Raw genomic sequence first — 21855 nt, forward strand, 5'->3', positions numbered from 1 at the left:
GAACCGCCGAGTCACGCCGCCGGCAGGATGATCTCGAAGCGCGTGCCGCTCGCCGAGTCAACCAGCCGGATCGTGCCATCATGCGCTTTCAGGAGGGCCAGCACGATGCCGAGGCCCATGCCGGTGCCACCGGAATCGCGGCGCGTGGTGAAGAACGGCTCGAAGATGCGGCCTCGGTTGCTGGGCGAAATGCCGGCGCCGTCATCGTCCACCACAATGGTGGCCTTGCCGTCCGCGCTTGCTGCCGTGACCGAAACCAGCGTCGCGCCGTGCCGCGCCGAATTGTCGATGAGATTGGCCAGCACGATCGCGGCGTTTTCAGCCGACATGCGCAGGCCGATATCGGCGCCCGCCTCGAGGCGTACCGCCAGCCTGTCGTCGCCCGGCAGCAGCGCCAGTGCCGCACAAAGCGACGTGTTTTCGCCGCTCGGCTCGAGATTTTCGGCGCGCGCCAGGTCGAGCAGGCGTCGCACCAGCAGGTTGAGCCGGCCGGCATCGGTGACGATATTGTCCGAAAACCGCCGCCGCTCGACCTCGTCCATCGCGCCGCCCGAATCGCGCAGCAGTTCGGCGGCCCCCTGGATCGCCGTCAGCGGCGATTTGAGCTCGTGCGAGACGTGGGTGGCAAAGGTCTGGATGCCGTCGGAGCGAGCGTGCAGCTTTTCGGCCATGTCGAGGAAAGCAGCGGAGAGCGCAGCCATTTCGCGCGTGCCGTGGTGATCGAGCGGCCTGATCGCCTCGCGGTCGCCGGCGGCGATGCGTTTCGTGCGTTCCATCAGCGCATAAATCGGCCTGCTGACGGTGCGCAGGAAGACCAGCCCGATCAGCAGTGCGCCGCCGAGGATGGCGATTGCCGCCAGCGCCACCTTGCCGCGCTCGCCATAGAGATGCTTGACGATGTTGTTCGGCGTCCGCGACAGGTAGACGACGCCGGCGACCTTGCCGGAGACGGCAACCGGCATGGCGACGAAGACGCGAACCTTGGTGCCGCGGCTGACCGAATAGAGCGGCGGCGACGGCTGGTCGGGAACCCGCAGCCTGAGCGCGCTGGCGTAGCGGCCGGCAAGTGCTGCGCGAACTTCTTCGACGGCGACGAGCGACAGGCCGGCTTCCTCACGGCCGGCGATGATCACGCCTCTGGGGTCGAGCAGCCGGAAGCCGGCAAGCGTAGTCTTTTGCGTCTCGACAAGAATGCCCGACAGCCGTGCGCCGATTGCCGCGAAGGCAGGATCGACGCTGGCCGCGATGGCTGCGGGCCGGGTCGGCAGGATCCTGTCGGATGCAAGATCGAGGCGCGGTTCGATTGGCTGGTAGGGAGAAGCCCGATCCCTTGTGATGAGTGGAGGCATGGGTGTGCCGAGCTTTTCCGGGGCAAGGCCGGCCTCACGGACCTCTTGCGCATAGATCGCGGCAAGGGCGGCGCCTTGTGCGATCAGCTCGGCCTCGGTCTGGCGGATCAGCTGGTTCTCGTAGAGCCGGAAGAAGAACAGGCCGGCCAGCGGCAGTGCCATCACCATGATCAGGATGGCAATGACGACCGTGGCGAGCCGAGGCCGCCATTTGTTGCCAACCCATTTTTGGGCGCTCAACTCCCGCATTTACCCAGCCGGAAGCCGACGCCGTGCACGGTCTCGATTGCATCGAGGCAGCCGACTGCCGCCAGCTTGGCGCGGATGTTGCGGATATGGCTGTCGACGGTGCGGTCTGCGACATGGATGTTGGCGGCATAGGCGTTGGCCATCACCAAGTCACGGCCGAGCACATGCGCCGGCCGCGCCAGAAATCCTTTCAGGATCGCGAATTCGATCGAGGTCAGCGCCAGCGGCTTGCCGTCGAAGCTGCCTGTATGGCTTGCCGGAACCAGCAACAGTCTGCCATGCGAGAATTGCCGGTCGTCATCTGGTTCCGGCGCGGGCCGGGCGCGCCGCAGGATGACGTTGACGCGGACGACCAGCTCGCGCGGGCTGAACGGCTTGGTGACATAGTCGTCGCCGCCCATCTCCAGCCCCAGGATGCGGTCGATCTCTTCATCCCGCGCGGACAGGAACAGCACCGGCACGTCGGATGTGTGGCGCAGCCGCCGGCACACTTCCAGTCCGTCCATTTCCGGCATGCCGATATCGAGCACGACGAGATCGGGCGCACGGCGTTCGATCGCCTGCAAGGCAGCCGCGCCGTCCGGCACCGCCAGCGTTTTCATGCCGGCCTTTTCCAGTGCGAAGCAGATGATTTCGCGAATGTGCGGATCGTCGTCGGCGACCAGTATGTGGTGCGGCATCAAATCAGCGGCCCGGCATGAAGGGTTCGGACATCGGAGGAACCACGAATGCGCCACGCCTGTCGAGGGTGCGATTGATCCGCCAATTGCGAAAGCTCCACGCGCGCCAGTTTTCCTGGCCGGCGCGGAAGCGTGCTTCGTCCTGTGCATACCAGCCTGCGAGTTCGCGGATGGAGGCATCCTCCGCAGAAACCGTCCTGCTCTTGTGCTGGACGGAGCGATCGAGGGCCGGCAAGGCGCCGGGGCCGAGCGAGCGCAGGTACCAGACGTCGAGCTGGGTGCCTTGGCCGGTCATTTCGAGGCAATGGTCGACATTGTAGTTGGCGATCAGCGCGGCAAAGTTGATGAACGAGCAGGCATAGAGCGTCGCCGATAGCGTCAGAAGATTGGCGGAAAGCAGCCATTCGTTGGACTTTTCGCGCGCGATGCGGGCGATGATCAGGACAAGGCCCGCCGCCACCAGCCCCATCCAGACGAAGGCGGCGACACGCCAATAGGTCAGCGCATAGATGCCGATATAGAGATCGAGCCGCAGGATCGACGAGATCACCAGGAGGATGTTCTGCGCCACCCACACATAAACCAGCCGGCGTATGAGCGGATCGCCGGAGGTCGCACTTCCCGGCCTCAGCGCCGCCAGCACGAAGCCGGCGGCCAGCAGCGCCGTGACGATCAGCGGGTAGGCGCCGCGATGCGCGTAGGCGGCATAGGTCAGCCCGTCGGGAAGCGCGATACCGCCCCACAGATAGGTGGCGTCGAGTGCGCTCTGCACCGCGAACAGGATGTTGAAGACAACAAGCGCGCGGAGAATGGCGGCCTTGCCGAAGACGATGTCTTCGATGGTGGTCCTGGTGGCCGGCGTCGCCGGTGCGCTGGCTGGCGACACTTTGCGGCGGCGGAACAAGCGCGGCAGCCGCGGCCACAGAAAGGCCCAGACGCCGGCAAGCACGAACAGCCAGAAGGCGAGACGTGGCAGCTGGATGAGGTTGAGCAGTGCCATCAGGTCGATCAGCGAGAACCAGTATTCGATGACCGGATTGGCGGCGCCGAACAGGGCGAGGAACACCGCGCCGAGGCTCAGCGGCATGACCCAGACGGCGATCGCCGCAAGGCGCACGCGCCGCCGGCCAAGCCGCCGCGCCGCCGTGCGCCAGCGGAGGAAATCCAGGACGAGCCGAAATGGCGTTGCCAGCAGGAACAGCGAGAGTTGGCCGGCGACGCGGGCAAGGCCGCGCCGCAACCGTCCGGCCAGTGAAAGCGCGAAGATGGCCGTCGCCGCCAGCGCGATCGAGACGGACAGTGCGCTGACATTTTCCACAAGCGGCAGCAGCGCCACAAGCAGCGCAACCGGCTTGAACCAGAACCTGCCATCGTTGAAGACGCCGAGAGGATGGAGAGCCATGCTCCCCGCGGCAATCGCAACGCCGAACAGGAAAAGTGTGATGCCCGCCGGTTGGCCATAGAAAAAGAAATCAGCCAGCGCGACGAGCAGGACTGCAATGCCGAAGCGGCTGCAATAGCTCGGCGCCGCCGAGAGGAACACTGTCATGATCGGGCTTTCTCGGTGGCTTTGATGCGGCCGGTGGGCAGGGATTTGCGGACGAAAGGGAGGAGGGTTGCCAAAGTCTGGGCCGGATCGACGAGCCACCAGCTTTCGCGGCGAAGCCGGTACGGCAGGGACCAACGGGAGTTCGTTTTTTCTTGCATGCCGCCCTTGTCGCATTCTGTCGGGTGGCAAGCGGGGCGGAGACGAGGAGATTTTCCGAAATTGCGTGCAGTTTTTGTGCACGGCTTGCCTCGGCCGGCTGCAGGCGGCATAGATCGGAGATGACCACCGAAAGCTATCGCCCGCGCCGCTCGGTGCTTTACGTCCCGGCCTCGAACGACAAGGCGCTGGCAAAAATCCCGTCGCTGGCCTGCGATGCCGTCGTCATCGATCTCGAGGACGCCGTCGCCCCGGTCGACAAGCCTTCCGCGCGCGAAAAGCTGGCGGCGGTTTTCGCCGGCCGTTCCGATCGGCGCTGCGAGATGGTCGTACGCATCAACGCGCTGTCGAGCGAGTGGGGCGGCGCCGACCTGCTGGCCGCGGCAAAATGCACACCCGACGCCATCTTGCTGCCCAAGGTCGATACGCCCCGCGACATCCTCGAGGCCGGCGACGTGCTCGACGACAATTTTATCCCGGACGAGGTCAAGCTGTGGGCGATGCTCGAGACGCCCAAGGCGCTGCTCAACATCGGGCCGATCGCTGAGCTCGGCCGCGATCCGGCCTCTCGACTGGTTTGTTTCGTTACCGGAACGAATGATCTGGTCAAGGACACAGGCATTCTCGCCACGCCCGACCGGCGCTATCTCGTGCCATGGCTGATGCAGATGGTGCTCGCGGCGCGTGCCGGCGGCCTTGACCTGCTCGATGGCGTCTTCAATGATTTTAGCGATATGGACGGCTTTGCGCGCGAGTGCACGGAAGCGGCCGCCATGGGTTTTGACGGCAAGTCGCTGATCCATCCAGCCCAGATCGAGGCCGCGAACCGCGCCTTTGCACCGTCGCCTGAAGCATTGGCCGAGGCGCGCACGATCAAGGAAGCCTTCGCGCTCGCCGAAAATACCGGTAGGGCGGTAGTTGCGCTGAACGGCAAGATGGTCGAGCGGCTGCATCTGGCGCAGGCCGAAAAACTGCTGGCGAAGGCCGCCGCTGTTCGCGCATGATTATCGCAACTGACGACAGGATTGAAGAATGAAACTCTACCGCTTTCTGTCCGGCCCGGACGACGCCAGCTTCTGCCACAAGGTGACGGCGGCGCTCAACAAGGGCTGGCACCTGTTCGGCTCGCCGACCTATGCCTATGACAAGGAGGCCAAGACCATGCGCTGCGCCCAGGCGGTGGTGAAGGACATCGAGGGCCAGGAATACGGCCCCGACACCAAGCTCAGCGACTGGTAGGCTTTGCAAAAGCGCCGAAGCAGGGTGTGTTGAGATTCAGGTCAGGCCGCGCCGAGAATGGTGGATTCCGAGAACCGGAGCGGAGCGTACTTTTGGGTACGTGAGCACCGGAAGCGCAGGAAACCGCCGTTCGCAGGCCGGCATCACCTGAATATCAGCACATCCTACTCCGCTGCCTCTTCGATCTTCTCCATATCGTCGTCCGACAGGCCGAAATGGTGGCCAATCTCGTGGATCAGCACATGGGTGACGATGTCGCCCAGCGTTTCCTCGTTCTCGGCCCAGTAGTCGAGGATGGCGCGGCGATAGAGCGTGATGCGGTTCGGCCCCTCGCCGGTCTGCGGATTCCAGCGCTCGGCGATGCCGCGCCCCTCGAACAGGCCGAGCAGGTCGAAGGGCGTTTCCAGCGAAAGGTCGTCCATGATCTCGTCGGTCGGGAATTCGGCGATCTGAATGACGATCTCACCGGTCAGCTTGCGAAACTCCTCGGGCAGATGGGCATAGGCCTCCAGCGCCAGGAGCTCGATTTCCTCCATCGTTGGCGAAAGCTGGTCGTGCCAGATGCGTGTTTGGTAGATGCGAGCCATGCTTTGTCCTTTGATCCCGGCATATAGGCTTTCAGGCCGGACTCGGCAAATGATCGGACTGGAGCGCCCGTGTCATCGCCCCAACTACAGGAATAAATTCTCCATGACTCCGCTTGACTCTTCGGGCGGCCTCTGGAATCTATAGGAACATAACAGGAACAATTGTGAGTGGAAGCTGACCGTCATGGCGACAAGCGCCGTGGCGCGGGAGACTGTTTTTGCCCTGCGCCGCCAGATCGCGAAGATCGAAGGGACCTTGCCCGAACGCCTGGAGGCGCCGGCCGGTTCGTCGTTTGACGCGGATGTCCCTCGTCAGAGTCCGGCACCCTCTCGGCATCCGGCACCCGCTCGGAATCTGACCATTGTCCGCCGCGGCCTCGCCGTGGCGCCGCCCGATGCGTTTTTGCGCACCGGCGCCGAGCGCCTCGATGCTGCGCTGAGCGGCGGCCTGCCGAAGGCGGCACTGAGCGAGTTTCATGGCGCCGCGACCCGCGATGCCGGGGCCGTCGCCGGTTTTGCCTTGTCGCTCGTCAGCCTGATCCTCAGCCAGGGGCCGCGACTGCCGGTGCTGTGGATCGGCACATCCGAAGTTTTCCGCGAGGCCGGCTTTCCCTATGCCCGGGGGCTTCATGCCTTTTTCGGCATCGAGCCGGAGCAATTGCTGTTTTCCGAGGCGCCAAGGCTGCTCGATGCGCTGTGGGTCGCCGAGGAGGCTGCCAGGATGACGGCGCTGGCCGCTGTCATCCTGGAAATCCGCGGCAGCCCGCAGCGGCTTGACCTCACCGCGACGCGGCGGCTGCACGCCCGGGCGCAGAGTGCCGGCCGGCCGCTGCTCCTGCTGCGCCAGGCCGGCGAGCCCGAGCCGACGGCAGCGCCGGTCCGCCTCGTCCTGTCGCCGGCACCGGCGGCAGCGCGCGAGACGCTCGCCGGGCCGCTCACCGGCTCGATCGGCCGGCCCGCCTTCACCGTCACCATCGGCAAGAGCCGCACTGCCTTGCCCGGAAAATTCACACTGGAGTGGAACCCCGATGAACGCATATTCGAAGAAAGACGGGGCGAGGAAAGAAGGTCTCAGGAATGGGCCCCAGAACGGCCAAAGAATCCTGTCCCTGTGGTTTCCGCATCTCGCCGCCGAGAGGATCCTGCGGCAGCGTCTGGGGCGGTCCTGGCGTTCCCGGCCGTCGGATCACCTGCCGCCATCTCACCCACCGCTCGTGATCAGCCATCGCCAAGGGAACACCCAGCGCATCGCCGCCCTCGACGAGCGGGGCGAGGCGCTTAACCTGAAGCGCGGCATGGGCATAGCCGATGCGCGCGCCATGCATCCCTCGATCGACATCGTGGAGGCCGATCCGGAGGCCGACCGGCGCCTGCTCGAAGGCCTCGCCGACTGGTGCGACCGCTATACCCCGCTGGTGGCGCTCGACGGGACCGACGGCCTCTATCTCGACGTCACCGGCTGCACCCATCTTTTCGGCGGCGAACGCTCGATGCTGGACGATATCCTGTCGCGTTTTTTCCATCAGGGCTTCGATGTCCGCGCCGGGCTTGCCGCCACGCCTGGTGCTGCCTGGGCGGCGGCGCGGTTTGCCGGCGACCGCATCGTTCCCGATGGCGAGGAGGAAGCGCTTCTCGCGCCCTTGCCTCTGGCGGCGCTGCGCATCGGCCCGGAGGTCCGCGCCAGCCTCGAAAGCGTCGGCCTGCGCACGGCGGGCGCCGTCATGGCAGCACCGCGCGCGCCGCTGGCCCGCCGCTTCGGCGCATCGCTGCTCTTGCGCCTCGACCAGGCGCTTGGCCGCCTCGAGGAGGCCGTGTCGCCGCGCCTGCCGGTGGCACCGCTTTCGGTCGAGCGTCACCTTGCCGAACCGATCATGCTGACCGAGGACATCGAGCGGCTGACAGGCATGCTGGCGACCACCTTGAAGAGCGACCTCGAGCGTCGCGGCGAGGGCGCAAGGCGGCTGGCGCTGCTGCTTTTCCGCGTCGATGGCGGTGTCAGCCGCATCGCCGTCGGCACCTCGCGGCCTCTGCGCGAGCCGCGGCTGATCCAGAAATTGTTCCATGAAAGGCTTGCCACGCTCGAACAGGATATCGACGCCGGCTATGGCTTCGATCTCGTGCGCCTTTCGGTGCTGACCGTCGCCGCCTTCGACATGCAGCAGGCCGACCTTGCCGGCGAGACGAACGACGACGGTGCCGATCTCGCGCTTTTTGCCGACCGCATTCGCGCCCGGCTCGGCGAAGGCGCGGTCTTGAAGCCGGTCGCCGTCGAGAGCCATTTCCCGGAGCGCGCCGTCGCCACCCTTCCCTTCGCGGAGGCGCCGCAGAGAAGCTCGCCGCCGAAGCAGCCCGACAAGGCGAAGGACGCTCCCTCGACCGTCTTCCAGCCGGAACGGCCGATCCGGCTTTTCCGTTCGCCCGAGCCGATCGAGGTGCCGGCGACCGAAATGCCGGAAGGCCCGCCTTTGAACTTCCGCTGGCGGCGCGCGCTCTACCGGGTCGCGCGCGCCGAAGGGCCGGAGCGCATCGCGCCGGAATGGTGGCGAGAGGCGGCGGGACGAGAAGATGAGCCAACCCGGGATTATTTCCGCATCGAGGATGCCGACGGCCGCCGTTACTGGCTCTATCGCCAGGGCCTCTACGGCGCCTCGCAGCCTTCGCCGCGCTGGTTCATGCATGGGATCTTCGCATGAATGCGCTGACGGCCATCCCTTATGCCGAATTCGGCATCCAGTCGAACTTCTCGTTCCTGCGCGGCGCCTCGAAACCGGAGGAGCTGGTGGTGGCGGCAAAATTCCTGGGGTTTTCGGCGATCGGTCTCGCCGACCGCAACACGGTGGCGGGCGTGGTGCGCGCCTGGCAGCAGGCCAAGGTGGAGGGTGTTTCCTATCATCCCGGCTGCCGCCTGGTTTTTTGCGACGGCACGCCGGACATCCTCGCTTATCCGCAAGACCGCAAGGGCTGGGGTCATCTCTGCCGCATGCTGACGCAGGCCAATCTGCGTGACGAAAACGAAAAAGGGGCGACGCTCCTCAAACAGAGCGATCTTCTCGAATGGGGCGATCTCCTGTCGCTGGCCATCCTGCCGGATCTATCGGCGGGGGCGAGCGATAGCCTCGCTTTGATTAGCCGGCTCCGGGATCGCTTCGGTGAAAACCTGCGGCTGGCGGTTTCGCCGGATTACCGCGGCAACGACCGCTTCCGTATCGAGCAGGCGGCGGTGATGGCGGAGCTGGCCGGCATCCCGCTGATGGCGACCAACGATGTACTCTACCATACGTCGGAACGGCGCCCGCTGCAGGACGTGCTGACGGCGATTCGCCTCAATGTGCCCGTCGCCGAGGTGGGGCTGGAGCTGGCGGCCAATGCCGAACGTCACTTAAAGCCGCCGGTGGAGATGGCACGGCTTTTCCGCAGACATCCGCAAGCGCTGGCGGAAACGCTGCGTTTTGCCGGCGAGCTGACCTTCTCGCTCAGTGACCTGCAATACAACTATCCCGACGAGCCGACGGAATCGGGCCTCGGGCCGCAGGCCGAGCTGGAAAGGCTGGCCAAGGAGGGTGCCGCCATCCGCTACCCCTCGGGCGTGCCGGCTTTTGTGACGCAGCGCATCGAGGAGGAGCTCGCCCTGATCGAGCGCCTGAACTACGCGCGCTATTTCCTGACTGTCCACGACATCGTCAAATTCGCTCGCAGCCAGAACATTCTCTGCCAGGGGCGCGGCTCCGCCGCCAACTCGATCGTCTGCTTCTGCATCGGCATCACCGAAGTGGGCCCGGACAAGATCGACACGCTTTTCGAGCGCTTCATTTCCGAGGAAAGAAACGAACCGCCCGACATCGACGTCGATTTCGAGCATGAAAAGCGCGAGGAGGTCATCCAGTATATCTATTCCAAATACAGCACCAAGCGCACCGCGCTGGCCGCCGCCGTCGTCAGCTACCGGGGCCGCTCGGCGATGCGCGAAGTGGCCAAGGCGATGGGCCTGTCGGACGACGTCCGGGGCGCGCTGTCCAGTTCGATCTGGGGCTGGTCGACCTCGGAGCTCGGTGAAAAGGAGACAAAGGCCGGCGGCCTCGATCAGACCGATCCATCGACAAGGCATGTGATCGAATGCGCCAACGAGATCATGGGCTTTCCCCGTCATTTGTCGCAGCATGTCGGCGGTTTCGTCATCACCAGGGACCGGCTCGACGAGATCGTACCCATCGTCAAGACGGCGATGGACGAGCGCAAGATGGTCGAGTGGGACAAGGATGATCTAGACGCGGTGAAAATCCTTAAAGTGGACGTACTGGCGCTCGGCATGCTGACCTGCCTGCAGCGCGCCTTCACCCTGCTCCGGGAGCATTATCCGGAAGCGCGGGACGCGTACGGCCGGCCTTATGTGTTGGCCACTCTGCCGGCCGAGGACAAACATGTCTACGACATGATCTGCCGCGCCGATACGATCGGCGTCTTCCAGATCGAATCGCGCGCGCAGATGTCGATGCTGCCGCGGCTGCGGCCGAAAAGCTTCTACGACCTCGTCATCGAGGTGGCAATCGTGCGGCCCGGCCCCATCCAGGGCGACATGGTCCACCCCTATCTGCGCCGGCGGCAAGGCAAGGAAAAACCCGAATATCCCAAGCCGGAACTGGAAAAAATACTCGGCAGGACGCTGGGCGTGCCGTTGTTTCAGGAGCAGGCGATGAAGATCGCCATCGTCGCCGGCGGCTTCAGGCCGGGCGAGGCCGATGAACTGCGCCGCGCCATGGCGACATTCAAGCGCACCGGCACGATCGGCAATTACCGCAAGAGAATGGTCGACGGCATGGTCGCCAAGGGCTACGAAAAAGACTTCGCCGAGCGCTGCTTCAAGCAGATCGAGGGTTTTGGCGAGTATGGCTTTCCCGAGAGCCACGCCGCCTCCTTCGCCCTGCTGGTCTATGCCTCCTGCTGGTTCAAGACCTTCTATCCCGACGTGTTCTGCGCCGCGATCCTGAATTCCCAGCCGATGGGGTTTTACCAGCCGGCCCAGCTTGTCCGCGACGCGCATGACCACGGTGTCGAGATCCGCGAGGTCGACGTCAATTTTTCCGGCTGGGATTGCGCCTTGGAACAATCGCCTTTCGATCCGGATCGTATCCTTGACCGCCATGCCCAGATGCGCGGCGTCATCCGGACCAGCCATGCCGTCCGGCTTGGCTTTCGCCAGGTCAAGGGGCTGTCGAAGGAGCGCATGGAAGCGTTTGTGTCGAGGCGCGGCGCCGGCTATGCATCCGTGCGCGACGTCTGGCTGCGCTCGGGCCTCAACGTCGACGAGATCGAAAAATTGGCGCAGGCCGACGCTTTCCGCTCGCTTGGATTGAACCGCCGCGACGCTCTATGGGCGGTCCGCGCGCTCGACGGCAAGAGTGCCGCCGAAAAGCTGCCGCTGTTCGATCAGCCGGCGATCCGCTTGCGCGATCTCGAGCCAGAGACCAGGCTCCCGACAATGCCGCTCGGCGAGCACGTCGTCCACGATTACCGCTCGCTTGGCCTGTCGCTGAAGGCGCACCCGGTCGCCTTCCTGCGTCAAAGGCTGGATCGTTCCGGCGTCACGCCCAATGCGCGGCTCGGCCAGGTGCGGGACGGCCGGCGCGTTTCGGTCGCCGGCCTCGTGCTGGTGCGGCAGCGGCCGGGCAATGGCAAGGCGATTTTCCTGACGCTGGAGGACGAGAATGCGGTCGCCAACATCATTTTCTGGGAAAGGACTTTTGACCGCTTCCGCCCCATCGTCATGGGCGCGCGTCTCATCCGCGTCACCGGCAAGCTGCAATCGGAATCGGACGTCATCCATATCGTCGCCGAGAAGGTCGAGGATCTGACGCCGTGGCTGTCGGTGCTGCTGGAAGAGGCAGGACCTGCGGATGAGCCTTCGAGCCGTGCAGACGAGGTTCGGCCGGGCAGCATCGCGCAAACGGAACTATTGGGAAAGGCGGAGAAGGTCATGCCCAAGGGACGCAATTTTCAATAGGCCCGCTGTCTTCGTCAGAGCGCTGCTGCGGTGCTGAACTTTGATGCCGGCGGGACAGAGGGGGGTGCGAAAGATCGCTACAGACCGGCCTTATCCCGTTCCACCCAGGCGCGGCGGCGGTGGCATTGCATCGTCTATGGCGATGACGCGCGCCTCCGATGGCAGCATGATCGGAATGCCGTCCCGCACCGGATAGGCAAGCTTTGCCACCCGCGAGATAAGCTCGCCGCGCTCCGGATCCCAGGCAAGCGGCCCCTTGGTCAGCGGACAGGCCAGCAGTTCCAGCAGCTTGGGATCGACAGTCCTGTTCCCGTCACGTCCATCCGCCATTCGATCCATCCTTCCACAAGGGAACTGCTTCAGGTTTCGAGCGCGGCCTCCCCTTCTCCCCTTGTGGGAGAAGGCAAGAGCCTACTGCAAACTCGAACCGAAATCCTCATTGTCTCGCGCCAGCGCCATTTCGGTGATGGCGATCAGCGTTTCGGCGCGTGTCTTCAGATCGGCCGCTTCGAGCAGCGCCTGCTTCTCGGCCGGCCCGTAGGGCGCCATCATCGACAGCGCGTTGACCAGCATGGCGTTTTCGGCGCGGCTGACGCTTTCCCAGTCGGCCTCCAGATCGTTGGCCTGCAGATAGGCGCGAAACGCTTTGAGCAGCGCCGGCCGGTCGATCTCGGCGTCTGCCTGCTCTTCGTCGAGATCGGCGAGAAAAGGTGCCAACCGGCACTGGCGGAACGGCGTTTTGACCGTGAGCTCCTGGACAATGCGGAACCGGCACACGCCCTGCAGCGAAATCAGGTAACGGCCGTCGCCGCTCTCGGACAGCGCAATGATGCGCCCGGCACAGCCGACACTGCACAGCTCCGGCTCGCCGTCGGGACGCAGCGCACCGTCGAGGCTGGGCTGGATCATGCCGATCAGCCGCGGCCCGGCGATCGCTTCGTCGACCATCTGCAGATAGCGCGGCTCGAAGATGTTGAGCGGCATGCGGCCTCCAGGCAGCAGCAATGCGCCCTCGAGCGGAAAGATCGGCATGGTCGATGGTAAGTCCGCAGCGAGTCGGTAATGCGCGTTTCCCGCCTGCACCTCAATCCTCCGATCGCTTTGTCAGGAAGCGCACCAAATCCGTCTCCTCCCGGCCGGCACAAGGCGCAACACCGGAAATCTGAAATCGAACGCCGTCCGAAACCTAATCTGGCGCAGCTGCCGCCCACCGCAAGCCCGCGCGACAAAACAGTCTGCGCCGGCTCAGGAAAACAGCAGCGACGACAATTTGCGCCGTGCCGACAGCGTTGCTTCGTCGGTCATGCCCCATGCCTCGAAGAGCTGCAGCAACTGGGTTCTGGCGCCGTCGTCGTTCCACGAGCGGTCGGCCTTGATGATCGCCAGCAGATTGTCGGCCGCCGCCATGCGATCACCCTTGGCGTTCTGGATCATGGCAAGCTCGAACCGTGCCTGGTGATCCCCGGGATTTTCGGCCAGCCGCCGTTCCAGTTCTGCCGGATTGCCCAGTTCCGCGGCTTGCGCAGCGAGCGCCATTTTGGCCCGCAGCGCGGCGAGCTGGGGCGCATCCTTCTTCGCTTCCGGCGCCCGCGCCAGCACCGCCTCGGCACCTTCGGCATCGCCGGCCTCGAACAGCAGGTCGCCCAGTCCGGCGACCGCCTCGATCGTCTCCGGCGCCTGTTCCAGGATGGCATCGTAAATGTCGGACGCCGTCTGCGCGTCACCGGCGTCGCGCGCTTCGGCGGCCGCGGCCAGCGCCTCGGCCACTTGCGGCGCGCCACCGTTCTTGCCGCCAACCTTCTGGATGAATTGCGTGATCTGGCTCTCGGGAATGGCGCCCATGAAGCCGTCGACCGGCTGGCCGTCCTTGAAGGCAATGACCGCCGGTATCGACTGGATGCCAAGCTGGCCTGCGATCGATGGATGGTCGTCGATGTTCATCTTGACCAGCTTGACCTTGCCGCCGGCGGCTTTCACCGCCTTCTCCAGTAGCGGCGTCAATTGCTTGCAGGGGCCGCACCACGGCGCCCAGAAATCGACCAGCACCGGCTGGCGACGCGATTCCTGGATGACGTCGGCGGCAAATCCAGCGGTCGTTGTGTCCTTGATGACGTCGGCCGGCGCCTCCGCAAGCGCGACCTTCTCACGCGCGGCATCGGTGCCGCCATATTGCACGGTGGTGGCATACTGGCCGCCATTGCTGCCAAACGGGCCGCCAAAGGGGTTGCTATCGCTCATCTCGTCGCCTTTCGGTCGCGCCGCCGGCCAAGGGACGGGCGCAACATCCTTATTTAGAACCCGGTTTCAGTCACCCATGTGGCGATCATGCCGAGACTTTCAAGATAACAGCATCATGTCCGGTTGCCTCGACGAATTTGACCAGGTCCACGGCAGCGATGGAAGTCGTCGCTTCGTTCGTCAGCGGATGGGCATTGACCACCGCATGGCTCATCAACTCCTCGTCAAAAACGACCTTGACCCTTCGCTCGGTGTCGTTGATCAGCCCGAACACCGTGACCGCGCCCGGGACGACGCCGAGAAGCTCCATCAGCATCTCCGGCCGGCCGAAGGACACGCGGCCGGCAGCGCCGATCAGATGGTGGATCTGCTTGAGATCGACCACCGCCTCCTCGTCGACGCTGACCAGGAAGAAATTGTCCTTCTTGTCCTTGAGGAACAGGTTCTTGGTGTGGCCACCGGCAATCTCGCCGCGCAGCGCCTGCGAATCGGCGACCGTAAACAGCGGCGGATGGCGCCGGGTCGATACCTCGATCCCGAGTCCTGAGAGAAAGGCGAAAAGTTCGGCTTCGGTCTTCGGCATCGGTCTTTCTTCTGATGGCCCGCTTCAACGGCTTGTTCGGCTAACGCCGTTTACGGCCAATGATGCGGCCAAGACAAGCCCGTCGCGCAAGGCGGGGGTGATTGCCTTGCGAGGTCTCGCGGGAGGGCTTGTCCGCATTGCCGGCGAAGCAAAAAGCCTGCGAATTCCCTGTTGCAATCGCCGCGCTCTTCAGCCATATAGGCGCGGCTTGCGGCCCAAAAAGCCGCGCGAGCGGGTGTAGCTCAGGGGTAGAGCACAACCTTGCCAAGGTTGGGGTCGAGCGTTCGAATCGCTTCACCCGCTCCAGTTTTCTATCGGAAATCAAGTGATTAAGAGGCGCCTTTCGGGGCGCCTTTTGCTTATGTGCCTTGGCGGTGGGGCGGTGGCAAGCCGGAGCATTGACGGAGTAGGGGGCACGTTCGAACCGCCCGGCCAGCGCCACCAAGGTATCAACGAGGTGCGCGGCATCAACCGCGTCGTCTACGACGTGACGAGCAAACCGCGGGGCACCATCGAGCGGGAGTGAAGGGAAGCGGCGGCAGTAGGGTGTCTCCGCAGCGATTTTCGCTGCCGCGCAGTTGCCGTTCCAGTCCGAATCTCATTCCCGGCGGGGCGTATAGAACATAAGATAACGCCGTTATTCATCGAAGAGCGTCCGTTCGTTCGCCGCGTCGTATTTGCGGAGGTCGCCTCTCATCCGGTCCCGCCACCGCTCCACGAATGTCAGAGTTTCGGGCGCATGAAGATGAGCAGAGAGGGATGCTTGATCTCTCCACCGCTCTGCGACGAGCAGACGCCCGGCGGCACGATCATCCACGACAACAGCGTAGAACAGGCCCCCGTCACGCTGCTTGGCAGTGTGCGCAAGCGCCTCGATATCGGTGACGAACTCGGCCACCGCGGATGGTTCGACGTGGACATATCCGGTCACGATAAGCATCGCTTTTTTCCCCTGAGCCTTCCCCATCCTTTCGATTATGTAACGGTCAGGACGATCTTTCCCTGGATGTTCCCGCGAGCGGCGCGCTCATGTGCTCTTGCCGCCTCGGCGAGGGGGAACGTGCTGTCAATGACGATGTGGACGGTGCCATCGTCCAGCAGGCGAGAGGCTTGCGCTAGTTGTGCGCCATTCGAACGGACCTGCGTGGTCGAAACCGTGATACCACGCGTTTCGGCTTCGTCGTGGCCGGTAAAGCCAAGCGGGTACACCGGTAGCAGGGCACCACCCCGCTTCAAGGTGCGGAGGAAGCGGCCGGTGTCCGGACCGCCGACGGCATCAAGGACGAGATCAACGTCGCGCACGACCTCGTCGGCCGACGTTCTGGTGTAATCGATGAATTGATCGATGCCGAGGTCGCCCATCAGACCCCGATTCTTGCCCGATGCCACGGCAATGACACGCGCACCCTTCCATTTTGCTAGTTGCACGGCCAAGTGCCCGACGCCACCTCCGGCGCCGTTGACGAGAACCGTCTTGCCCTCAAGGGGCACCGGCACATGCGTGAACGATTGGAACGGGTTGGGTTCGTCGTGACCCAACTCGATCAGGAACTGCCAGGCGGTAAGCAGCGACATGGGCGCGCCGGCCGCATGGACATGATTGATGTTGGCTGGTTTCCGCGCCAGCTGCGAAGCTGGCACGCTGACATACTCGGCATAGGCTTTGCTGCCTTCCATGACATGCTCTGGGAAACGCACCATGGCGTAGACTTCGTCGCCGACGCCAACGCCCCGCACGTCGCTGGCGACAGCCTCGACAACGCCCGACATGTCCGATCCGAGGATTAGCGGAAAGGCGGGATAAGGTTGCCACTCCGGAGGGAGCGACCGGTAGCCATCCCGCAGATACCAGTCCGGCGGATTGAGGCCGACCGCGTGGGCCCGGACCAGAACCTCACCCGGCGTCGCAGCGGGGCGGGGCGCATTCTCGTAGCGCAATAAGTCTGGACCGCCGAACTCGTGCAGACGGACTGCTTTCATCACATCGCTCATCATCACTCCGTTAGGTGTGTCCAAGGTTGAACGTGATGTAGTCAAATCGTACAAGATTGATAATTGTGCTCGAATTCGCTTTAGTAATTCCATGAGGGAACAAATAGCACTTGAAAGGCTAACGGGGCTGATCGCCTTTGCCCGTGTCGGGTCGATGGGCAGCTTCACCGCGGCCGCCCGATCCTTGTCGATTTCCCCCTCAGCTATCAGCAAAAGCATCCAGCGGCTGGAGCAGAACCTGGGCATATCCCTCATTACCCGCACGACCCGCTCGCTGACCCTCACACCAGAGGGGCGCGACCTGCATGAGCGCGCGCTTAGGCTGCTGCGCGAAGCAGAGGAGATCGAGCAGATGGCGACGATGGCGCGCTCGGAACCGTCAGGCACTCTGCGGATCGCCACCTCACTGCCGATCGGCATCCATATGATCGCACCCACACTGCCGAGTTTTCGCCGGCTGCACCCCAAGGTCGCAGTCGACCTTCGCTTGAGCGACCAGTTCGTCGATATCATTGAAGAGCGAATCGACATTGCGGTGCGGATCGGCGATCTCGCTGACTCGCGGCTGTTGTCGCGCCAGTTCGCACCGCATTGGCTCTGCTGCTTCGCGTCGCCAGCCTATCTGGCCGCACGGGGCACTCCTTCGCATCCGGACGAACTGGAAGGACACGACACTGTGACCCTGCGCTATCAAAGCAGCGGCCAAGTGTTGCGCTGGCCTTTCCGTGTCGGCGATCGCGAAATCGAAATCATGCCTCCATCCGGCATTGTCGTGGACGCGAGCGAAGCGCTGATCGCAACGCTGGTTGCAGGCGGCGGCATCGGCATCAGCGCAAACTTCATCGCGGCGCCCCATGTCGCGCGCAGCGAATTGGTGCCGGTGCTTTCCAACCATGCGGTCGAGCGGCACAATATCACGGCGGTCTGGCCGGAGAGCCGGCGCGCCAATCCCGCTGTGCGCGCCTTCCTCGACCTGTTGCGGGTGTGTCGAGAAACAGGTGAAGGTCACGGCCAGCATTCGGCCTGAAGACACCGGGCAGGAGAAACTCAAGGGACGCTCAGCCGCTGGTGTCGACCGTCCGCTGGTCGGCGCCATTGGCGCCTTAACCGTCTCGGCAGCTACGCGACGAAGCGGACCACGCCGCCATCCACCCGCAAAGCCGCGCCGGTTGTCGCCGAAGCCTGCTCCGAGCATGCGTAGATGATCATGTTGGCCACCTCATCGGTGGTCGCGAAGCGTTGGATGAGGGTGGTCGGACGCATCGCCTTCAAGAAGCCCTGTTCGGCCTCCTGCTGCGTGATTCCGTTTGCGTCAGCCTGCTTCGCCATGAAGTCGCCCAGGATCTCAGAGCGGGTAGGTCCCGGCAGGACGGCGTTGATTGTGACACCCGTGCCCGCGACCGCCTCGGCGAGCCCGCGCGACACCGCGAGTTGAGCGGTCTTGGTCATGCCGTAGTCGAGCATTTCCTTGGGGATGTTGACTGCGGACTCGCTACTTACAAACACGACACGGCCCCAGCCCGTCGCCACCATCCGCGGCAGGTAATGACGGGTCACGCGCACGCCACTCATTACGTTTAACTGGAAGAGGCCAAGCCAGTCTTCGTCGGGGATCTTCGCGATGTCCTCGACGCCACTGTAGCTCCGGATGTGAGCCGTACCAACATTGTTCACAAGTATATCGGCGTCCGGCGCCTGCGCGATCAAGGCCTCGGCGCCCTCCGCTGTCGCAAGATCGGCGGCGATGCCCGAGATGTCGCATCCGGGAAAGGCCTGCCGCATCTGCCGCACCGCCTCGTCGACCCGGGTATTCCCACGGCCGTTGACGACGACCGATGCACCGGCACGGGCCAACCCCTCCGCCGTCGCGCGGCCGATACCGGCGGTGGATCCGGTGACAATCGCCTTGCGGCCGCTGAGTTCAATATTCATATCATTTATCTCCAATGGTAGGTGGGTGATCATCCGCCGATCCAGGCTGGAAGCGCCCGTCGTCTGTTGAGTACCGACAATATTCGGACGAAGGCAGGCCCAGTACTGTTCGGTCGAAAGCGTTGCGGCCCAAGCAACGGGCCAAGCCTCAAGACACGCGCATCAAGTTGCCTTGCTTACCACTTCCGCCTCTGCAGCGCGGGCGAGGCTTTCGACCCATTCCTGGTGATAGCGGTAGAGTGCACCGGGATGCTTGCGCCCGAGTTCCTCAAGGAACCAAGGGCCCTGCTGCGTTTCTTCGGTCAGCACATGGCAGCCATCGACCGTAGGGGTGATGACCCAGCCGTGGTATGCGCTCGAGCCGGTCTCGTCGCCATCGACGGTCGTCGCCCACGCGAGCCTGCGGAAGGGTTCCCACTCCGTCACGACCAGACTCATCGGAAAGCCAACCGTCACCCGGCTGTATCTGGTTTCAAGCGCCAGTTCCGGCTTGCCGGTCAGGATCTTGACCTGATTTTCGGCGGGAAAGTAGCTCGACCAATTCTCGGCATCGACCAGCAGCTTCCAGACCACGTCAGGCGGCGCCTTCACGTCAATGTCGTTGAGTGCGTAGATAGCCGACGTTTTCGGATCATATCGCTCGGGCCAAATCACGTGGTCATACATCGGTCACTGCTCCTTCTTGAACAAATCCTGGAAGATGAGCTGGCCCCAGGTGCGGCCGCGTGCGTGCACCAGCACGCCACCCTCGTTGAGCTTTCCCAGCTTGACGGGTGCGAACCCGAGTTGTTTGGCCAAGGCCGCCACGGGAGCGATCGCGTCCTCGTCGTCGCTCGACAGAAAGACGACCCGGTGGCCGCCCTCGACGATCGGATCGGCAGCCAGGGTGGCCGCAATCAGGTGATTGAACCCTTTCACGAACTTGGCGCCGGTGAACGCCTTCGCGACGAAAGCGGAGGACGGGAGACCGTCCAGCTCTTCAGGGACCGGAAAGAGGTTCATCGCGTCGATGACCGTCTTGCCTTCCCAGCTCGGCAGGGCTTTCGCAACCTCGCGGTGCTCCCCGAACGGGACCGCCAAGATGATTGTGTCGGCCTCGACTGCATCCCGCAGCGACTTGGCAACGACCGTGGGTCCAATCGTCCGAGCCTGCGGCGCCAACGCCTCGGGCGGCCGGCGGCTCGCGACGGTCACGTCGATGTTTTTACGGGCGAAGGCGTGGGCGAGGGCCTGGCCTATCTTACCGAATCCTACAATTGCGTAGCTCATAATATTTCTCCGATCCGTGTTAATATTGTTTCCCCGGCCCTCAACGGTGCTGGGTTATTTACCGAGCCCTACGGCGTCCCGAATAATCGAATGGGGCGCCCGGCCGGGCGTGGCGCGTCAGAGTTGCGCAAGGCCGCCGTCAACGGCGACCTCGCTGGCGGTCATGAAGCTGCTGTCCGGCGACGCGAGAAAGGCAGCCGCCGCCCCGATCTCCGCCGGATCGGCCATGCGCTGGAGCGGGGTCATCGAGGCGAAGACCTTCTGGCCCTCCTCGCCGAGCGCTTCCTTCGCGAGTTCGGTCGCCGTCGGCCCGGGCGACAGCACGTTTACCCGGATGCCGGTGCCCTTCAGGTCCTCCGCCCAGGTCCGCGCGAGATTGCGCACTGCCGCCTTGCTCGCACTGTAGGCAGTGAATCCCGGGGCGCCCGTGGTACCGGCGCTCGATCCGGTCAGAATGATCGAACCGCCCGGGCCCATCAGCGGCAGCGCCTTCTGGACCGTGAAGATCGTACCCTTGACATTGGTGTCGAAGGTTTCGTCAATGTGTTCGGCGGTAATCTGACCGAGGGGAAGCTGGCTTCCCGCCCCGGCATTGGCGAAGACGATGTCGAGGGTTCCGCGCTCGGCCTTCACCGACGCATAGAGTCGGTCGAGGTCGGCCAGATCGGAGACCGAGCCCTGCACCGCGCGGGCATTGGGTCCGAGGTCGGCCACTGCGGCGTCGAGCGCTTCCCGCCGGCGACCGAAGATGAAGACGAAGGCGCCCTCCTCGATGAAGCGTTTTGCTGCGCCAAGGCCGATGCCGGTAGCGCCGCCGGTGATCACGGCGGTCTTTCCATTCAGTCTGTTCATGTGGTGCATCCTTTAGTCGTTCGGGAACGCTCCCGAGAACCTCGAAATGGGTCCGCCGGCGTCAGTTGTTGAGTGCGCAAGCACGCACATCGGTGGTGCAAAATCGATCCGGCGGGACGCCAGCCGCGACGATCGGTGCCCGCCGTTCTGAGACGCCGCGCCGTCGACATAGGCTATGATGACCGCCTGTGTTACCAACAACGAGATGCTGTTCGATGTGTTAGATACAGGCTTTGGAAGGCGCACCGCGCGGTGCCGGATTGCACCATGATCGACTGGGATGACGTTCGCTACTTTCTTGCCGTCGCGCGCGGAGGCTCGGTGCGGGCTGCCGCCGAGCGCCTCGGCGTGAATCACTCGACCGTGTTGCGACGCATCGCTCAGCTCGAGGAACGCCTCGGGGCGCAGATGTTCGAAAAGCGGCCTTCGGGCTACCGCCTGACGGCTGCGGGCGAGGAGGTCATCGAGCTCGCGAACCAGATGGAAGCGTCGTCGCACCAGCTGGAGACGCGCGTCTTCGGTCGCGACCAGAGCGTGCGCGGGCTTCTGCGGGTGACGCTGGCACCGTCCCTCGCGACACACCTGCTCATGCCGGACTTCGCCGATTTCGCGCGTCTGCATCCGGACATCGAGATGGAAATTTTGTCGTCCGGCGAGCTGGCAAATCTGACCAACCGAGAGGCCGACGTCGCGATCCGCGTCGTCTACGACCGCAAAACCCTGCCGCTCAATCTTCACGGCCTGAAGGGGCCGGTACTGTTCGGCGGCGTCTACATGTCCCGCGATCGACTAGCCGCGTGGCGTGCGGGCGCGCCTGGTTCCATTCGGTGGATCGTTATAAGCATTCATGGCATTCCGGATTGGGCCAGCGACGGCGAGGTTCGCACCACGGGGGTTCCATTCAGGACCACGGACGGCGAGGCGCAGATCGCTGCTGTACGGCAGGGGCTCGGGATGACCACGCTGCCGTGCTTCGTTGGCGATGCCGACCCCCTACTGGTGAGGGTGCCGGGCACCGATCTGCACATGCATGGAACGCTCTGGCTTCTCACGCAGGGGGAGACACGCAAGACCAAGCGCGTGCGGCTCTTCACAGAGTTCGTATCCCGCAGGCTCGCCGCGTACGCGCCGCTCCTCGCGGGGCTGTCCATATCGCGCGGCTGACGCGCGGCAGGTCGCCGA

The 21855-nt window shown here is 64.2% G+C and carries 21 protein-coding genes, 1 tRNA gene and 1 pseudogene; 9 read left to right on the forward strand and 14 right to left on the reverse strand.

All coding sequences use genetic code 11. The features are described 5' to 3' along the window. Positions 1–11: 11 nt before the first annotated feature. The 3 genes from AC0L2Y_RS03260 to AC0L2Y_RS03270 are packed head-to-tail and all read right to left on the reverse strand — an operon-like array spanning position 12 to position 3827. Complete coding sequence (locus tag AC0L2Y_RS03260; protein WP_473553794.1) at positions 12–1598, reverse strand: ATP-binding protein; 1587 nt, start codon at positions 1596–1598, stop codon at positions 12–14. Then, the gene (locus tag AC0L2Y_RS03265) at positions 1586–2278 is read right to left on the reverse strand and encodes a response regulator (protein WP_473553796.1); all 693 of its coding nucleotides are present in this window, start codon (positions 2276–2278) and stop codon (positions 1586–1588) included. The genes AC0L2Y_RS03260 and AC0L2Y_RS03265 overlap by 13 nt, the downstream gene beginning before the upstream one ends. A 4-nt stretch (positions 2279–2282) precedes the next feature. Continuing rightward, positions 2283–3827 (reverse strand): DUF4153 domain-containing protein, encoded by a 1545-nt coding sequence (locus AC0L2Y_RS03270; protein WP_473553798.1) that lies wholly within the window; start codon positions 3825–3827, stop codon positions 2283–2285. Between the two features lie 278 nt (positions 3828–4105). Here AC0L2Y_RS03270 and AC0L2Y_RS03275 point away from each other — a divergent pair, with 278 nt between their 5' ends. Beyond that, complete coding sequence (locus tag AC0L2Y_RS03275; protein ID WP_473553800.1) at positions 4106–4987, forward strand: HpcH/HpaI aldolase/citrate lyase family protein; 882 nt, start codon at positions 4106–4108, stop codon at positions 4985–4987. A 28-nt stretch (positions 4988–5015) separates the two neighbouring features. Then, positions 5016–5222: a DUF1737 domain-containing protein gene (locus tag AC0L2Y_RS03280; RefSeq protein WP_352491692.1), complete on the forward strand. Its 207-nt coding sequence runs from the start codon at positions 5016–5018 to the stop codon at positions 5220–5222. A 164-nt stretch (positions 5223–5386) separates the two neighbouring features. On the opposite strand, the gene AC0L2Y_RS03285 is transcribed toward AC0L2Y_RS03280, so the two are convergent. Continuing rightward, positions 5387–5809 carry a metallopeptidase family protein gene (locus tag AC0L2Y_RS03285; protein ID WP_023721935.1) on the reverse strand — a complete coding sequence of 141 codons (423 nt, stop codon included), beginning with the start codon at positions 5807–5809 and terminating at the stop codon, positions 5387–5389. Positions 5810–5993: 184 nt separating this feature from the next. Here AC0L2Y_RS03285 and AC0L2Y_RS03290 point away from each other — a divergent pair, with 184 nt between their 5' ends. Genes AC0L2Y_RS03290 through AC0L2Y_RS03300 form a run of 3 tightly spaced genes read left to right on the forward strand, consistent with a single transcriptional unit; the run spans position 5994 to position 11807 of the window. Then, positions 5994–7091, forward strand: a complete 1098-nt coding sequence (locus tag AC0L2Y_RS03290) for an ImuA family protein (protein ID WP_473553802.1) — start codon at positions 5994–5996, stop codon at positions 7089–7091. Then, on the forward strand, positions 7024–8502 hold the full coding sequence (locus AC0L2Y_RS03295) for a DUF6504 family protein (protein WP_473553804.1): 1479 nt from the start codon (positions 7024–7026) through the stop codon (positions 8500–8502). The genes AC0L2Y_RS03290 and AC0L2Y_RS03295 overlap by 68 nt, the downstream gene beginning before the upstream one ends. Beyond that, entirely contained in the window at positions 8499–11807 is a 3309-nt protein-coding gene (locus AC0L2Y_RS03300; RefSeq protein ID WP_473553806.1) for an error-prone DNA polymerase, read from the forward strand. Before AC0L2Y_RS03295 ends, AC0L2Y_RS03300 begins: the two co-directional genes overlap by 4 nt. Before the next feature lie 90 nt (positions 11808–11897). Here AC0L2Y_RS03300 and AC0L2Y_RS03305 read toward each other — a convergent pair whose 3' ends face one another. The 4 genes from AC0L2Y_RS03305 to AC0L2Y_RS03320 all read right to left on the reverse strand — a co-directional run bounded on the left by AC0L2Y_RS03305 (position 11898) and on the right by AC0L2Y_RS03320 (position 14628). Then, positions 11898–12137, reverse strand: coding sequence for a Trm112 family protein (locus tag AC0L2Y_RS03305; RefSeq protein ID WP_352491696.1), 240 nt, complete (start codon positions 12135–12137; stop codon positions 11898–11900). Positions 12138–12218: 81 nt separating this feature from the next. Beyond that, positions 12219–12890 carry an LON peptidase substrate-binding domain-containing protein gene (locus AC0L2Y_RS03310; RefSeq protein WP_473553808.1) on the reverse strand — a complete coding sequence of 224 codons (672 nt, stop codon included), beginning with the start codon at positions 12888–12890 and terminating at the stop codon, positions 12219–12221. A 162-nt stretch (positions 12891–13052) separates the two neighbouring features. Next, positions 13053–14045: a thioredoxin gene (gene trxA, locus AC0L2Y_RS03315; RefSeq protein ID WP_473553810.1), complete on the reverse strand. Its 993-nt coding sequence runs from the start codon at positions 14043–14045 to the stop codon at positions 13053–13055. 85 nt (positions 14046–14130) lie between these two features. Then, on the reverse strand, positions 14131–14628 hold the full coding sequence (locus AC0L2Y_RS03320) for a prolyl-tRNA synthetase associated domain-containing protein (protein ID WP_473553812.1): 498 nt from the start codon (positions 14626–14628) through the stop codon (positions 14131–14133). Positions 14629–14859: 231 nt separating this feature from the next. Between AC0L2Y_RS03320 and AC0L2Y_RS03325 the strand changes: the two genes are divergently transcribed. Continuing rightward, positions 14860–14934, forward strand: a tRNA-Gly gene (locus AC0L2Y_RS03325). 70 nt (positions 14935–15004) lie between these two features. Continuing rightward, positions 15005–15154 (forward strand): annotated as a pseudogene (locus AC0L2Y_RS03330) (GMP synthase (glutamine-hydrolyzing)); the annotation flags it as partial. Positions 15155–15265: 111 nt separating this feature from the next. On the opposite strand, the gene AC0L2Y_RS03335 reads toward AC0L2Y_RS03330, so the two are convergent. Together AC0L2Y_RS03335 and AC0L2Y_RS03340 are read right to left on the reverse strand one after the other, a co-directional pair. Further along, positions 15266–15568, reverse strand: coding sequence for a putative quinol monooxygenase (locus AC0L2Y_RS03335; protein WP_473553813.1), 303 nt, complete (start codon positions 15566–15568; stop codon positions 15266–15268). 35 nt (positions 15569–15603) lie between these two features. Beyond that, positions 15604–16623 carry an NADP-dependent oxidoreductase gene (locus AC0L2Y_RS03340; protein ID WP_473554185.1) on the reverse strand — a complete coding sequence of 340 codons (1020 nt, stop codon included), beginning with the start codon at positions 16621–16623 and terminating at the stop codon, positions 15604–15606. Between the two features lie 88 nt (positions 16624–16711). On the opposite strand from AC0L2Y_RS03340, the gene AC0L2Y_RS03345 reads away from it, so the two are divergent. Further along, positions 16712–17647, forward strand: coding sequence for a LysR family transcriptional regulator (locus AC0L2Y_RS03345; protein WP_473554186.1), 936 nt, complete (start codon positions 16712–16714; stop codon positions 17645–17647). A gap of 92 nt (positions 17648–17739) precedes the next feature. Here the strand turns inward: AC0L2Y_RS03345 and AC0L2Y_RS03350 are convergent, their stop codons facing one another. The 4 genes from AC0L2Y_RS03350 to AC0L2Y_RS03365 form a co-directional block, all read right to left on the reverse strand. After that, complete coding sequence (locus tag AC0L2Y_RS03350; RefSeq protein ID WP_473553815.1) at positions 17740–18552, reverse strand: SDR family NAD(P)-dependent oxidoreductase; 813 nt, start codon at positions 18550–18552, stop codon at positions 17740–17742. Between the two features lie 162 nt (positions 18553–18714). Next, positions 18715–19218 carry an SRPBCC domain-containing protein gene (locus AC0L2Y_RS03355; protein ID WP_352491700.1) on the reverse strand — a complete coding sequence of 168 codons (504 nt, stop codon included), beginning with the start codon at positions 19216–19218 and terminating at the stop codon, positions 18715–18717. 3 nt (positions 19219–19221) lie between these two features. Continuing rightward, complete coding sequence (locus AC0L2Y_RS03360; RefSeq protein WP_473553817.1) at positions 19222–19821, reverse strand: NADPH-dependent F420 reductase; 600 nt, start codon at positions 19819–19821, stop codon at positions 19222–19224. A 117-nt stretch (positions 19822–19938) separates the two neighbouring features. Next, entirely contained in the window at positions 19939–20673 is a 735-nt protein-coding gene (locus tag AC0L2Y_RS03365) for an SDR family NAD(P)-dependent oxidoreductase (RefSeq protein ID WP_473553819.1), read from the reverse strand. Positions 20674–20940: 267 nt separating this feature from the next. Here AC0L2Y_RS03365 and AC0L2Y_RS03370 point away from each other — a divergent pair, with 267 nt between their 5' ends. Further along, positions 20941–21837, forward strand: a complete 897-nt coding sequence (locus tag AC0L2Y_RS03370) for a LysR family transcriptional regulator (protein ID WP_473553821.1) — start codon at positions 20941–20943, stop codon at positions 21835–21837. Positions 21838–21855: the final 18 nt, after the last annotated feature.

It is taken from the genome of Mesorhizobium sp. WSM4830 (genome assembly GCF_055811495.1).